Below are 13,802 nucleotides of genomic sequence, written 5' to 3'. Positions count from 1 at the left end.
GGCGCTTCAAACGAAATTTTGATAGGGAGGCACCAGTTTCGCGCAATTATCCTGCACGCCGAATTCTTCAGGGGGTATTAAAGCTCCGCATCTCACTATCATGCGGGCGCGAAACCCAAAGTCATGGATAAGCGGGTGACATGGCGCGTCAGAGCCAAAATGGACCAGCAATCAGAAATATACAGGCAAGCACCAGAGCAACAATTGCCAAGGCACTTTTCCATTCTGGTTCAATATTATGAAGATCCTCGTCCATCGCGTCCATCATCCCTTCGTAGCCCGCCGATCGAATTAATTCTTAAAGCTACGCGAATGTCTAGAGCGTGATTTCGCCATATAGGTGCATCCCTATATCTTTTCTTTCCCGCTAAGGCGCATTGGATGGTCGGCGGCCACGCTACTGAATACGGTGCTTCTTTACGGGCAGGAATGACATCGCCTCGTATGCAAGCTTTTCGAGCTTTTCCAACTCCGGCAGGTCCTGCCCGGTCAACCGCTCCCGGATCGCAGCCATCATCCACCCGGCTGCGGCAAAATCATTCGCATCCTTGAGGGTAGCGAATTCTCTAAGGCATGCCTCTACGGCCGGTTGAGCACTGGGTTCGTCCCTATATTTCGTGGCTATCAATTGCTTCGCATCCAGAAAGCCTTGGGTGATCCGGTGCCGGTGTTCCTCATGGTCGACGATCACATTTAGCGTGAACAGTAACGTCTCAAGCAGCTATTGGGCTTCATCGTCACGGCGATACATTCATATCTACCGTCAGTTTGCTCCGCCCGTAAAAAATAGCTCCCTACGGGCTAATCCGGTATCCTCGAAATTGAGGGGCGCGTCGACGATGCGGCGCTGATGCTTCGGTTGCGGATGATGCCGCTGACGAGCAGCGTGTACGAGGAGATGGAGCCGTTGACGGGATCGTTTCATCCGTCGCGCGGGCGGTCCTCGGCTGTCGTGACAATGGCTTGCGATCGTGTGGTCATTTGCCTCAAACGCTTGGTGAATAACCACGTGGAACGGCGTCGTAAACACCGAGAATGCCAATTGGATAGGTATCTAGTTAAGGTGTCAATTGTTGGGCTTTGTGTCCTGTCTGGACGCGTCATGGGCAAGGAAGAGGCAAGATCGACGAAGTGCAAGCGGGAAGGTTTCCCGCTCTCTTGTTTTCGGTTGCGATTGCCTTGACCTGATGGCCTCATGTCCGCTGCAGGAAATCCGCGATCAGACCTGAGATCGTCTCCGGCGCATCTTCGAAGCAATAATGGCCCACGCCTGAAAGGTGCTTGATTGGCGCCGACGGGAAGAGGGCGGTAAAGAGCGGCAGGAAATGCTCGCCATGCAGCGTCCGGTCCGCCTCGCCCCAGATGGCGAGCGCCGGTTTGCTGCGGATGATGCGCTCGGCGGCCGGATCGGGTATCTCGAACTGGTGGGCACCGCTCGCAAAGCCCTTGGCCCAGCCGAGCGCGCCAAGGCAGTCGGCCGCGGTGGCAAAAGGAGTGCCATAGGCTTCGAGCCAGGTGCCGTTGATGATGGCATTGTTTTCGAAGCCATTGAGCTTGAGCGTGCTGAGAATGTTGTAGCCGAGATTGTTGAGCACCGGCTCCAGCGTGCCGTCGGCCTCGGCCTTGATGATCCATTGAAACCACGGCGATACGGCGGCGTTCGCTACCGCCCGATCGATAACATCGGCCTGGCCGAAGGACGTTGGTCCATTAGCCGAGATGATGCGGCGAATCCTGTGAGGATGACGAGCGGCAAAGCCCATGCCGACCGGGCCGCCGAAATCATGCATGACGAGCGTGATGTCTGTGAGGTCGAGCGCAAGCACGAAGGTCTCCAGATTGGCGATATGATCCTGCAGCCAATAGCTACGGACGGCCGGCGTTTCGCTTTTGCCAAACCCCATTTGGTCGGGAACGACGACGCGGTGCGTGCGGCTCAGTGTCGAGATGAGATGGCGAAACAGATAGCCCCAGGTCGGCTCGCCATGCAGGCAGAGGATGGTCTCGCCGTCGCGAGGTCCCTCGTCGACATAATGCATCTGGAAGCCAGGTGCCTCGGTGAAATGCGGCGCGAAGGGGAATGTACCGGCGAATGTTTCATTGGCAGGAATCACAGTGGTTCTCCAAGGTGGTTTTAATTTGAAACCTTAATCCCATTATCTCTTGCGGTTTTATTTTGCAACCAATACATTGAACTCCTGATCAGACGTCTGATCGCGGTCGTGACGGCAGACATGAAAATAGCCGAGGGCAGGGTGGCATGGCCAAGAGAGTGAGTCATAAGGATTCGATGTGCGGGGTGGCGCGGCCACTGGATGCGATCGGCGACTGGTGGTCGCTGCTGATCATCCGCGATGCCTTCGATGGACTGCGGCGGTTCGGCGAATTTCAGAAGAGCCTCGGGCTTGCTAAGAACATCCTCTCGGCCCGGCTGCGCAATCTCGTCGCGCACGGCATCATGGCTACCGTGCCGGCCTCCGACGGTAGCCCTTATCAAGAATATGTGCTCACACAGAAGGGGCAGGGCTTGTTTCCTCTGCTGGTCGCGCTTCGCCAATGGGGCGAGGATTTCTTTTTCGAGCCCAATGAGCCGCATGTGATGCTGGTCGACAGAGCGACAAAGCTGCCGGTGCGGCGGCTGGAACTGCGGGCGCAGGATGGGCGGATGCTTATGGCTGAAGATACGATGATCGTAGCGCCGTCGCCTGAGGAATGAGGCTGGCGCGCCCGTCGTCAGGAAATAGTTCGGTCACGGCCGAACTATTTGAGACTCCATGTCGGTTACACTGAAACTCTCAAAGGAGAGTTGCAATGTTGACGAAGACAGCCGAATCCCGCGCGGCCGATGGCGACCGCGAGCATATCGAAATCAAGCCCAGCGTGCTTTATGTCGGCACTCCCGTCGTGCTGATTACGAGCCTCAACCCTGATGGCACGACGAATATCTCGCCGATGTCCTCGGTTTGGGCTTTATATGATCGTATCGTCCTTGGCCTGACATCGACCAGCAAGGGGCGAGAAAATCTCCTGCGCGAGCGCCAACTGGTGCTGAATTTCCCGTCACCGGAGCTGTGGACTAAGGTCGAGGCGATCGCACCGACGACCGGCCGCGATCCCGTTCCCCCGCATAAGGAAAAGATCGGCTATCGTTTCGAGGCCGATAAATTCGACGTGGGCGGCTTTACGCCGCAGACAGCCGATCTCGTGCGGCCTCTGCGCATCGTTGAATGTCCGATCCAATTCGAGGCGGAGGTGGTGGCGGCGTATCCTCCCGGCGGGGATTGGCCCTCGGAGCGTGCCGAAGGCTTCTCCATCATCGAGGCGAAGGTTCTTCGTGTCCACGCGCACAAGGATATCGTCGTCGCCGGCACCCATCATATCGATACCAGCAGATGGAGCCCGCTGATTTACGTGTTTCGACATTATTTCGGCATCGGGCCGGATCTCGGCCGCACGTTCAAGGCCGAGAGATGATGCATCCAATCGCAACGACGCCCAACTGAGAAATTGGGGCCGCACATGAAGTTATGGCCCATCACGCGAGTTAACTCACGGCCGTTCGGTCAGCTCGTCCCAGAGTAGCGCGAACTCAATGGAACTCCGTCAATCTCATGCGTGTGATGTCCATAATTCAGCCAGCCTTTGCCTGTGGTTAACCACCCTTCTGAACGGTCCACCACAATCGCGCGTAATTTTGTTTGAAGCGCCGAAGACGCCGACCGGTGACGCCCTCGATCTTCGGCGAATGACCGGCAATCAATGAAGATTGACGTCTTGCATAGGTATCGAGCGATCCAGTTCTCGCCCAAAAAATGCTTTTTGACTCTCAGTTTATTGTTGAAAGAGCGACTGCCGCGAACGCAGTTAATCCACCGAAAATCAGCAGGAGCTTCATCATGATGAGTTGGGCAAGCTTACGCTTTTCTGTTTCCGTCACGCTCTTCTCGCTTCAAAAAATAACTGCAAAAGAACTACTACGCCGCAATTGGTATAACGGCGCCGCTTAATGTGCGAAAAATAGCACTAAAGACACTCCTTGCCTATAGGTGCATCGCTCGGGATGATGTCGGGGGTGCGCAGGCTCGCATTTCATAAAAAGTCGATGCTCCTACGTGCGAAAATCAATAACTGCATCGTAGTTCTGTTTGAGGCCGGGGGGTCATTGAGTATTTGCACCCCTGCCGGAAATGCTCTCTTTAACTACTCTCGGCCGGGCTCTTAGGACCAAAAACCAAGCGCCTGGTTGTCTCGCTGGCCAAAGTTGGGGTGCAACCTGCGGCGGCTCAATTCGGGGTCCGCTGTATCCGTGCGGAATTTCCAACGCTCCTTAAGCGTCTCAAGTTTGGTATCTTTCATTCGAATAAGTTTAACCAATAACAGCGCCAAAAAGACTCTACATTAGGCGCAAATGGTCCTATAGAGAATGGCACTCGTAAAGCGCTCGGATACGCTTTAATTGCATTACGTTGCTTGAGGCAATCGATGCAACAGGTGGAAACACATTAACGAAATGAACGGTTTAGATGAAAATTGATTTTTCCAAGGCGTCGCTAAAAGAATTGAATGAAATCATTGCTGATGCAGTCACGGCTCGAAACAAGATCATCTCGACACGCAGGTCGCAACTTCTCGCCGAGCTGAACGAGCTTGATAAGCTATCCAAAGCAGGCTTAGGGAAGGCCGCAAGAGAAGTGCCTAGTTCAAAGGCTATCTATAAAGACGACAAAGGAAATTCATGGCGCGGCAGAGGTCGAATGCCTCAGTGGCTGAAAGATAAAATTGATGGCGGCGCAAATTTAGAAGATTTTGAAGTCCACGCGGGCTAGATCACATACCCATAAAATAGTTTTAGATTTGAATATAGTTTGTGCTTCACTGTTTCTGATGGTGGGACATTAGTGATGGCGCCCTTTGATTTGACGGATTTCGAATGGTCGGTAATTGAGCCTCTCCTTCCGACCAAGGTTCGTGGCAAGGCGCGCGTTGATGACCGACGGGTGCTGAATGGTATTCTCTGGCGACTGAGAACGGGTGCGCCTTGGGCGGACATTCCTGCTCGGTATGGACCCTATATGACCTGTGTAAACCGCTTCAACCGATGGCGCCATGCGGGACATTGGGCACGTATTCTCAACGCAATATCAGACGCTTACGATGGCGATATCCAGATGATCGACAGCTCTTCCATCCGCGTTCACCAGCATGCCGTCAACGGTCAAAAACAGACGAGAGATCCGGTTGCATGGGTCGCTCGCGCGGGGGCCGACAACTAAAATCCATGCCCTCGTCGATGCCGATGGCCGCCCAATCCGACTGAAGCTTACAGCCGAGCAGGCTCATGGCGGACGTTCGGCCGTCGATATGTTTGAAACTGTCAGGCCTGGTCAGATACTCCTGGCAGTATTTGGAGTTGCCGCGGCTGCGGGGTGCCAGCCTCATGCGGCCGCCAGCACGCTGATCGGGATGTCGTCGTCCTCGTCGCCGCGCTCGAAGGCCACTTGGTCGGCGAGCTGGCGGAGTTGGTTGAAGTCGGCCGGGCCGTCGAAGGAGATACCACCGAGGCGGATGGCGACAGAAAGCGGCGCGCCGTCGGCGCTGAAGGTAGCTTCGGAGAGGCGCGTGCGGACGCGGGTACCGATGTCGCGGGCGTCCTCGATCGTGGCGCCAGGCAGAAAAATGCCGAGTTCGTTCGTCGCAAGCCGCGCCACGAGATCGTCACGGCGAACTGAGGACTGGACGATCAAGGCAAGTGATTGCATTACGGTGTCAGCCCATTGTGGCCCGTAGCGGCGGCCAATGTCGTCGAGCGTGTCGACGATGACGGCGATGACAATGCCGCCGGCATCGGTGGCAGCATGCTTGCGCCGGTCGATAAAATGCTCGACGGCCGCGGCAAAGGCAGTTCCATTCAGCGTCTTCGTCACGCTGTCGTAGCGAGCCGCCTGGGTGACCTTTTCCTGCATCTGGCGGAGGGCGCTGTTGTTGAGCTGCAGGGAAAAAAGCAGCGGAAAGGCCACAAAAGCGGAAATAAGCGCTGCACCGACAAATCCGACCAAAAATGGCCGATCTGGGATCAGTAGGTATAATAGAAGTAAAAGACCAACGGAGCCGACCACGGTGCATAGTGCGCCGAGTGTGGCCCTCCGCAGGGCTTTGAAGATGGTGGCAGAGGGATGTCGCTGTTGTAGAATCATGTCGGAGTTATCCCCCTCCTCTAATGCTAGGTCAGCTAAGCAGAGGCTCGAAAAAACCGGCTTAAGAAATTCTGTAAAATTTGTTGCTTTGCACAGTATGTTGATTTGCGCTTAGAGCTGATCGAGGTGAGCTCTCTGCGCAAATAAAAACGCCGGCCCTAAGAGCGGGTTGACCGAGAGTTGTAGCAACAATTTCCAGGAAATATTATTCACACTTCCGAATGCCGGAACACGATAGATCCAAAAATCGTAGTCCGATCAAAAATGGACGGCGACAGTCAACGTCAATGGCCTTAGCCTAGGGCAATCGAAGGATCGCGACGATGAAAGGTGGTAGGACAACTCGGTCTATCCAGTTCTTTCAGTGTCAAAGGAATCTGTACCATGGTTGCCATTCCCCCTGTTGATCGACCTGATCTGGTCCTCAGTAGATGGCATCTCGCTGCAAGTTGTTCACGGAACAGCGCGACCCAGCGCGCTATGAGACAGGTTCGAAGAAACAATGACAGCCCGTGACGGCGCTTCACATTTGCAGACGAGTCTAACCGCAGTAAACCCCGACACCAATTATCATGGATTGTGCTTCGGCACCGCCGCTCCTGCGGACAAGATGGGCCTCCTCAGCCTTCGAAGATTTGTCAATCTCGCTTTAACGTCATCCGTGCTTCCGGAGGGGACTGCCCGCCAGTAAGTTCTTTCTGATATTACTAGTGTTTACGCGTAATCGTGGCGGCGCATGGCTGCAAAAAATTATGTAAATTCTATGTTTGTTGACTAATATGTTTGTTGCGAGCATGCAACACATAAACTGTGATGGTTAATATCCCAAAAATAGTCAATGAGTTTGCAGTGCAAAGGCTTGCGCTCTCCGATATTAACCGTTTCAGGAGAATAAGTATGAATCCGTTTTACAAATAAACGTGATTTCGTCTACATCATGTAGATGAACAAGATTTATAAATGGTATCTACGAAGTATAGTTTGGGGAAGGGATATTAGGCGTGGCTTATAAGACGCGATTGATGGCGGCAATCGGCATTTCGATGGCCATGAATTCTTTATCGAGTGGCTCTGCTGGCGCTATGACATTGCAGCAGGCGATCGACAAGACAATGAAAACCAATCCCCAGATCATGCAGGCCGCGCAAGATCGGGAGGCAACCGAGTTCCAATTGCGTCAGGCGAGAGGGCTTTACCTGCCCTCAGTCGACCTCGAGTCCGGTTATGGTCGCCGTAGACTGTCAGATGTCACATCCGGAGCCTTGTCGCGTACTCACGATTACCTGAATCCTGCTGATGTAAGCTTGACTATTACTCAGACGTTGTTTGACGGCGGTGATCGCAAGGCACAGAAGGACAAGCAGGCAGCTCGTGTCGACGGTGCATCCTTTCGGGTCCAGCAGCGCTCGGAAGCCTTGGCGCTGGAAGTGACCCAGGACTATCTTGAGTATCAGCTGCAAATGGAGATCGTTGCGGCTGCGGAAAAGAATGTCGCCTTCCACAAGCAGATGGTTGGCAACATCGAGGACAGTATCAAGGGTGGCGCGCTCACGGATGCCGATCGTCTTCAAGGTCGCGAGCGCCTGCAGGCGGCCAACGCCCGCCTTCAGGAGGCAAAGAAGGAACTCGACGCGACGAAGATCCGTTTCCTTCAGGTCGTCGGTGAGCCGATTAGCAATGCGAATCGTCCCGCTTCCGTTGCGCGTTACCTGCCTAAGACGTTGGACGACGCAGTCTTCATCGCCCAGAAGAACAATCCGCAGATCTCGTCGGCCAAGGCTGATGTCAATGCTGCCGATGCCGACGTCCGCGGCTCCAAATCTGCGTTTCTGCCGCGGCTCGACCTCGTGGGAAGCGCCCGCATCGGTGACGATGTCGACGGCAACAAGGGTAACACAAGCGACGTCCAGGTCGGTGTCGTCGCCAAGTGGAACCTCTACCATGGCGGCATCGATACCGCCCATCAACAGGAGCTAGTTCGTCGCGCCGCCGAACAGCGCTTCGCACTGAGCCAGACTTACCGCGAGGTCGATGAATCTGTCCGCTCAGCGTGGAGCGAGCGCGCCAACCAGGGACAGCTGGCTCATATCCTGGACGGCCAGGAAAAGACCAATGCCCAGCTCGTAACGTCCTATCGCGAGCAATTCAAGGTCGGTCAGCGCTCGTTGCTGGATCTGCTGGATGCCCAGAACACTCGCTTCAACACGGAGGTGTTGGCCAAGACGGCGGAAGTTGCGTCGCTCTTTGCCGAATACAAGATCCTTGCAGCGTCGGGCAGCCTATTGTCGACGATGAAGCTGAAGCCGGTCGATCAGGCGACGCCTTATGCCCGTGATCAGTTCGCTGTTTCGTCGAATACGGCTGATCCCGGATACACCAAATACGACTCGCATCAGAAGCCCGGCTTGCCGATGGATCTGCTCGAGCCGATTCGTTAATCGTTACGAATTGGATAGTCCATGTTGAACGTAGCACCTGACGTGTCTGCGAGCGTCTCGCTGCAGACTTTCAAGTCGGCATTCAAATCGGTCGCTGCGTTTTACGGTCGCCCGAACTCGGATACTGTACTGTTTTCAGGCGTTCCGGACGAAATCCTGGAAGCGATGGAGCTGGACGATGTCGAACGGTTGTCGGAACGGATCGGTCTGCAAGTCCTGAAGCATACGGAACGAGATTGCCGGCTCGGCAATTTCGACTGTCCCGCCATCGTCACCTTTGCTGATGGTGGCGTTCTGCCATTGCTCGAAATGACCGACGGCGGTTCTTACGTCACCGATATTGTACCGGTCGCCGGCACGGCAACCCGTTTAACGCGGGAGGAGCTTACCGCGCTTAATCCGCAAGCGGCATTTGCCTTCACCCTCTACTATCAGAATTCGTCAGAAGAAGCGCGCGTCGGCCATGCCATGGAGATCGAGAAGCGGCACTGGTTGGCAACGGCGTTGGTACCGTATTGGCGCACCTACGCCCGCGTCATGCTCGCGGCGCTGTTCATCAACGTCATCGCGTTGGCCTCACCGCTTTTTACCATGAACGTCTATGATAGGGTCCTGCCGAACAAGGCGTTCCCAACGCTCTGGGTGCTGACCGCCGGCATCTCATTGGCCTATCTCTTCGATTTTCTGTTGAAGACAGCCCGTGCATCTCTGATCGACTATGCCGGTCGGAAGGCGGACCTGCGGCTGTCGCATCTGATCTTCGACAAGATCCTGAACTCGACGCTGGCATCCCGCCCGATGTCGACCGGAGAATATGCCAATCGCGTGACGCAGTATGAATTCGTGCGTGAATTCTTTACCTCGAACACGATCGGCGTGCTAATCGACAGCCTCTTCGTCGTGATCTTCCTGATCGTCATATATTTGATCGCTGGCTGGCTCGTGATCATTCCGGCTGTTGCTTTCGTCCTTTCGGTGACGATCGGTCTTGTCGCCCAGGCACAAATTGGCAGGCGCATGGCGACGGCGACGAACGAAGCCTCTCGGCGCCAGTCCCTGCTTGTCGAGACCATTTCGACGATCGAGACCCTAAAAAGCTTGCGCGCAGAGGCAACAATGCTGCGCCGCTGGCAGGAGCTAACGAAATATTCGAGCCGGACCAGCGAGGACATTAAGCACATCTCGTCAAATGCCATGAACATGACGATGTTTTTGCAACAGATGGTCAGTGTACTCATCGTGGTGGCAGGCACATACGAATTCGCCGACGGAAAAATCGCCATGGGCGCGATCGTCGCAACCGTCATGCTGGCGAGTCGCGCGGGAGCGCCCTTCGGACAGATTGCGATGACCCTGGCGCGCTTCCGCCAGGCTACCATGTCGCTGCGGATTCTCGACAAGATCATGGAGCAGCCTGATGATCGACCGTCCACCGTCGGTTTCGTCAACCGGGAGATTCGCAGCGGCGCATTCAGCTTCCAGAACGTTTCCTTCCAATATCCGGGCTCCGATCAGGCTGTCATCAATCAGCTCTCCTTCACCGTTGCGCCCGGCGAAAAGATCGGGATCATCGGCCGCATTGGTTCGGGCAAAACGACTCTCGGCCGGCTTCTCGATGGGCTGTTCCAGCCGGCCAGCGGCCGTGTACTGATCGATGGCGTCGACATCCGCCAGTATCACGTGGCGGAGGTGCGCTCCGCCGTCGCTGTCGCCGGCCAATCGTCGGAGCTGTTTTCCGGTACCGTGAAGGAAAATCTGCTGCTTGGCCGAGCCGATGCCACCGATGATGAGCTTCTGGCCGTATCTCGAATGACCGGCGTAGATGAATTCGTCTCCACGCATCCCCGTGGTTTCGATATGCCAGTTGGCGAGCGCGGCGCGAACCTGTCGAACGGCCAGAAGCAGGCATTGACCATAGCCCGCCTGCTCCTGACCCAGCCGAAGATCGTCTTCCTCGACGAGCCGTCGGGCGCGATGGATTTGGCAAGCGAGCGTCATCTGATCAACAAGCTGACCAATGCATTCGGCCCGCAAACGACACTGCTAGTAGCAACCCATCGCCATAGCATGCTGGAGCTCGTTGACCGGCTGATCGTCATCGACAAGGGACGCATTATCGCCGACGGGCCGAAAAACGCCGTGATCGAGGCGATGCAGCGCAAGGCGGTGCAATGATGCGTGCCTCTCACCGCAATACTCCCGACAATCCTCCGTTATTCGCCCGGCTGATTCTTGGCCTCTGTGCCTCGATGATCGTTGCGTTCGTTGCCTGGGCGGCCTTCGCTGACATTGACGAGATCGCGCGCGGCGAAGGAAAGGTGATCCCGGTATCGAAGACGCAGATCGTGCAATCGTCCGAGCCTGGCATTGTCCAGCAGATCAATGTCAATCTCGGACAGGTCGTCCACAAAGGCGATATTCTGATCCAGCTTGACAATACGACGACGGCATCGACGCTCGGAGAATCGGTTGCCAAAGCTCGAGCGCTCGGTGCCAAAGTCGAGCGTCTGGCCTTGGAGGAGGCGGGCGCTTTCGACGCGCAGTTCGTCTGTCCGGCTGATATTCTTGCTACCGCAAAAAACGTTTGCGACAACGAGGAAAAGCTCTTCGAGGCGGATAGGGCTTCCTACAAGAACAAGCTCGATGTTCTCGATCAGCGCCTGAAGCAACATCAAAACGAGCTAGATGAAGCCCACGCCAACATAGATCGCCTAACGCAGAATATCGCCGGTGCCCAGAAGCAGTATGATCTGCTGAGACCGCTCGGTGAAAAAAAGCTCGTTGCGCAAACGGAGGTTCTCAAGGTCCAGCGAGACCTTGTCGACCTGCAAGGACAGCTCAAAGTCTATGTCGAAAGTCTCGATCGGCTGCAGGCGGCCGTCAAGGAGGCGACATTACAGGCTACCGACCTTGGGCTGCAACTGCGCCAGCAGGCGTTGACCGATAAGGGACAGGCACTGTCGGAACTTTCCGTCGTCGATGAGACGATCCGCGGTGCGTCCGATCGGGTCAAGCATACCGATATCCGGTCTCCGGTCGATGGCATCGTCAATACGCTGGAGGTCAACACGATCGGCGCCTACGTTGATGCCGGAAAGGTTATCGCCGGTGTCGTCCCGACAGCGGACACTCTTCTGATCGAGGCAAAGATTTCGCCGCGCGACGTTGCTTTCGTACGGATCGACCAGCCGGCGGTCATCAAGATCTCGGCTTATGATTTCTCAATCTTCGGGGCCTTGGACGGTAAGGTCGTCAATGTCTCCGCCGACAGCCTTGTCGAAAAGGACAAGAACGAGACTTACTACCTCGTACGCATCAAGACCGACAAATCGGCGCTGGAGCGTGACGGCAAGCACTATCCGATTATTCCCGGCATGGTGGCTTCCGCCGAGATCATGACCGGCCGCAAGACCATCCTGGCCTATCTGATGAAGCCGATCAACAAAGCGCGCTCCGAAGCGCTGACAGAGCGGTGAGGGTGGTCATGCGCAAAGGAGGCGGGAAAGACGAAGCCGCTATGATAGCACGAGAGGAGGCGTTGCCATCGGTCGATGGTGATGAACTGGAGCCGCGTTTCCGCGCCGTAACCGGCGGCGGCGAGCGTCGCGGCATTCGTCTGGAGCGTATCTATTGGGATGGTCTCGGGCGGATGTCGGAAGCCGGTGGCATCAGCATCGGCGAACTGGTTTCCAATACGGCGGCTGAAATGCCGGAAACCGGCAATCTCACATCCTTGCTGCGCGTACTGAGCTTCAAATGGGCGCTGAACCGGCTTGATGCCGTCGAGCATGTGGCATCGTTGACCAATCTCAACGCCGTCCTTCAGGCGTCGCCGACACCGGCAGTGGTGTTGACGCAAGAGCGCGGGATCAAGCTCTTCAACGATGCCTTCCTGAAGATGTTACGCCATCGGCTAACGCTGATCGACGATGTTCAGCAGACGGCGCGCACGTTGCGCCTGTCAATTGACACTCAGGTTCAAGAGGTACTCTCCGTTTTATCGATCAATCGCGGCAAGACGCTGAACACTGGCTTCAAGATCGGGTTCGGCTCGCAATCGCTGACGGGCCAGATCAATCTGGCGTTGGCACCGACGCACGAGGCGTTGATGCTGATCGGTTATCTTTCCGTCCACTGAGGCGCCATCCCTTTCGCTATGCGTGACACTCGGCCCTGCTAAACTGGGTGGATTCGGTTAGTTGACCTCGCCTTCGCCGGGAACCACCTTAGCGAGCGGCATCGCGGCGGCAACCGCTTGCGCATGGGGATCGCGCGAGCCATGCAGATAGCCGCGGCCAGCCACGATCGAATAGAGCGGCAGATATTCTGCAATGCGCTTGTCGGACAAAACCTCATCGCGCATGTTGTCGAGGATGAGGTTGTTTCCGTTGACGGAGACCGACAGGACGGCGTGATAGAAATGCCGCTGCTGATCGAAGAGAACGACCAGCGCCATTTGGTCGAGATCGACGCCAGCATTGTAGAGTGCTGCCATCTTCAATATCGCATAGTCCTCGCAGTCGCCCTGCTGGTGCGACAGGGCCTCGCTCGGTTTCGCCCAGTAATCCGCCACGTGATAGGTTTCCATGTCGCTGGCGTAGCGGATGGCATGGTTGACCGTGTAATTGATGTTATTGATCTTGTCGCGGATCGAGGCGCTAGCAATCTTTGTTTCAGCCGCGGCTATGGCGGTTTCGGCTGCGTTGCATCCACCCGCACCGCAATCGAGCGATTTACCTGACCGGATTTCGGCGAGCGGGCCGGCGAAATTGTTAAGCGCGGCAAGATGTTTGAAGGGAATGGCGACGGTTCCGAATACCGAGTCGCCTAAAGGAACGTTGCTTGGCTTTGCGGGACGTACCGGCTCGGATGCGGTCAGGTCATTATGCGGAAGACCACCTGGCGCAGCGACAAGACTCTGGTTCAGCGTAGCGAGGTCGACGCCGCTAATCGCCTTTGCGGCGTTTCCTATGGTGGGCGCAAAGAGATCGATGGCCGTATCCACCAGAGGGCCCTGAAGCAGCTTGACGACTGGGCGCACGGTATCGCCTGTCGCCGCCATGCTAGCGGTCGGTGATGATAGACCGAGAGCGAAGGAGACTGCAGCAAGCGCTGCAAGTATATTTTTTTTGTTCTTGGGTTCCATTGGTGCACTATTTCCCCTGTTTGA

General features: G+C 55.9%; 11 protein-coding genes and 1 pseudogene. 8 read left to right on the top strand and 4 right to left on the bottom strand.

The window, feature by feature from the left end:
* Positions 1–397: 397 nt before the first annotated feature.
* Both GDN47_RS28770 and GDN47_RS28765 read right to left on the bottom strand, forming a co-directional pair.
* Positions 398–691 carry a hypothetical protein gene (locus GDN47_RS28770; RefSeq protein WP_152094754.1) on the bottom strand — a complete coding sequence of 98 codons (294 nt, stop codon included), beginning with the start codon at positions 689–691 and terminating at the stop codon, positions 398–400.
* A 502-nt stretch (positions 692–1,193) separates the two neighbouring features.
* Complete coding sequence (locus tag GDN47_RS28765) at positions 1,194–2,114, bottom strand: alpha/beta fold hydrolase (RefSeq protein WP_152094753.1); 921 nt, start codon at positions 2,112–2,114, stop codon at positions 1,194–1,196.
* Positions 2,115–2,260: 146 nt separating this feature from the next.
* Between GDN47_RS28765 and GDN47_RS28760 the strand changes: the two genes are divergently transcribed.
* The 4 genes and pseudogenes from GDN47_RS28760 to GDN47_RS28745 form a co-directional block, all read left to right on the top strand.
* Entirely contained in the window at positions 2,261–2,716 is a 456-nt protein-coding gene (locus GDN47_RS28760) for a winged helix-turn-helix transcriptional regulator (RefSeq protein WP_113420549.1), read from the top strand.
* A gap of 95 nt (positions 2,717–2,811) precedes the next feature.
* On the top strand, positions 2,812–3,474 hold the full coding sequence (locus GDN47_RS28755; RefSeq protein WP_113420548.1) for a flavin reductase family protein: 663 nt from the start codon (positions 2,812–2,814) through the stop codon (positions 3,472–3,474).
* 1,049 nt (positions 3,475–4,523) lie between these two features.
* Entirely contained in the window at positions 4,524–4,826 is a 303-nt protein-coding gene (locus GDN47_RS28750; protein ID WP_113366496.1) for an H-NS histone family protein, read from the top strand.
* Positions 4,827–4,901: 75 nt separating this feature from the next.
* Positions 4,902–5,400 (top strand): annotated as a pseudogene (locus GDN47_RS28745) (IS5 family transposase); the annotation flags it as partial.
* 35 nt (positions 5,401–5,435) lie between these two features.
* Here the strand turns inward: GDN47_RS28745 and GDN47_RS28740 are convergent.
* Entirely contained in the window at positions 5,436–6,056 is a 621-nt protein-coding gene (locus GDN47_RS28740) for a GGDEF domain-containing protein (RefSeq protein WP_233790173.1), read from the bottom strand.
* Positions 6,057–7,276: 1,220 nt separating this feature from the next.
* Between GDN47_RS28740 and GDN47_RS28735 the strand changes: the two genes are divergently transcribed.
* From GDN47_RS28735 to GDN47_RS28720, 4 genes are read left to right on the top strand one after another with little or no spacing between them, the layout of a single operon-like run.
* Positions 7,277–8,632 carry a TolC family outer membrane protein gene (locus GDN47_RS28735; protein WP_162750899.1) on the top strand — a complete coding sequence of 452 codons (1,356 nt, stop codon included), beginning with the start codon at positions 7,277–7,279 and terminating at the stop codon, positions 8,630–8,632.
* A gap of 21 nt (positions 8,633–8,653) precedes the next feature.
* Positions 8,654–10,807, top strand: coding sequence for a type I secretion system permease/ATPase (locus GDN47_RS28730; RefSeq protein WP_113366499.1), 2,154 nt, complete (start codon positions 8,654–8,656; stop codon positions 10,805–10,807).
* Positions 10,804–12,108, top strand: a complete 1,305-nt coding sequence (locus GDN47_RS28725) for an HlyD family type I secretion periplasmic adaptor subunit (protein ID WP_113420543.1) — start codon at positions 10,804–10,806, stop codon at positions 12,106–12,108. The genes GDN47_RS28730 and GDN47_RS28725 overlap by 4 nt, the downstream gene beginning before the upstream one ends.
* Before the next feature lie 41 nt (positions 12,109–12,149).
* Positions 12,150–12,770, top strand: a complete 621-nt coding sequence (locus tag GDN47_RS28720; RefSeq protein WP_233788619.1) for a ribbon-helix-helix domain-containing protein — start codon at positions 12,150–12,152, stop codon at positions 12,768–12,770.
* A 57-nt stretch (positions 12,771–12,827) separates the two neighbouring features.
* Here the strand turns inward: GDN47_RS28720 and GDN47_RS28715 are convergent, their stop codons facing one another.
* Positions 12,828–13,778: a transglutaminase-like cysteine peptidase gene (locus GDN47_RS28715; RefSeq protein ID WP_113366502.1), complete on the bottom strand. Its 951-nt coding sequence runs from the start codon at positions 13,776–13,778 to the stop codon at positions 12,828–12,830.
* Between the last annotated feature and the right edge of the window lie 24 nt (positions 13,779–13,802).

The organism is Martinezella dioscoreae (assembly GCF_009176305.1).
Classification (GTDB): domain Bacteria; phylum Pseudomonadota; class Alphaproteobacteria; order Rhizobiales; family Rhizobiaceae; genus Rhizobium; species Rhizobium dioscoreae.
This window is presented reverse-complemented; position numbering and strand designations above follow the sequence as displayed.

Coding starts and splice junctions, on each gene's coding strand:
- GDN47_RS28760 (WP_113420549.1), top strand. CDS start 2,261: ATGGCCAAGAGAGTGAGTCATAAGGATTCGATGTGCGGGGTGGCGCGG.
- GDN47_RS28755 (WP_113420548.1), top strand. CDS start 2,812: ATGTTGACGAAGACAGCCGAATCCCGCGCGGCCGATGGCGACCGCGAG.
- GDN47_RS28750 (WP_113366496.1), top strand. CDS start 4,524: ATGAAAATTGATTTTTCCAAGGCGTCGCTAAAAGAATTGAATGAAATC.
- GDN47_RS28735 (WP_162750899.1), top strand. CDS start 7,277: ATGACATTGCAGCAGGCGATCGACAAGACAATGAAAACCAATCCCCAG.
- GDN47_RS28730 (WP_113366499.1), top strand. CDS start 8,654: ATGTTGAACGTAGCACCTGACGTGTCTGCGAGCGTCTCGCTGCAGACT.
- GDN47_RS28725 (WP_113420543.1), top strand. CDS start 10,804: ATGATGCGTGCCTCTCACCGCAATACTCCCGACAATCCTCCGTTATTC.
- GDN47_RS28720 (WP_233788619.1), top strand. CDS start 12,150: ATGATAGCACGAGAGGAGGCGTTGCCATCGGTCGATGGTGATGAACTG.
- GDN47_RS28715 (WP_113366502.1), bottom strand. CDS start 13,778: ATGGAACCCAAGAACAAAAAAAATATACTTGCAGCGCTTGCTGCAGTC.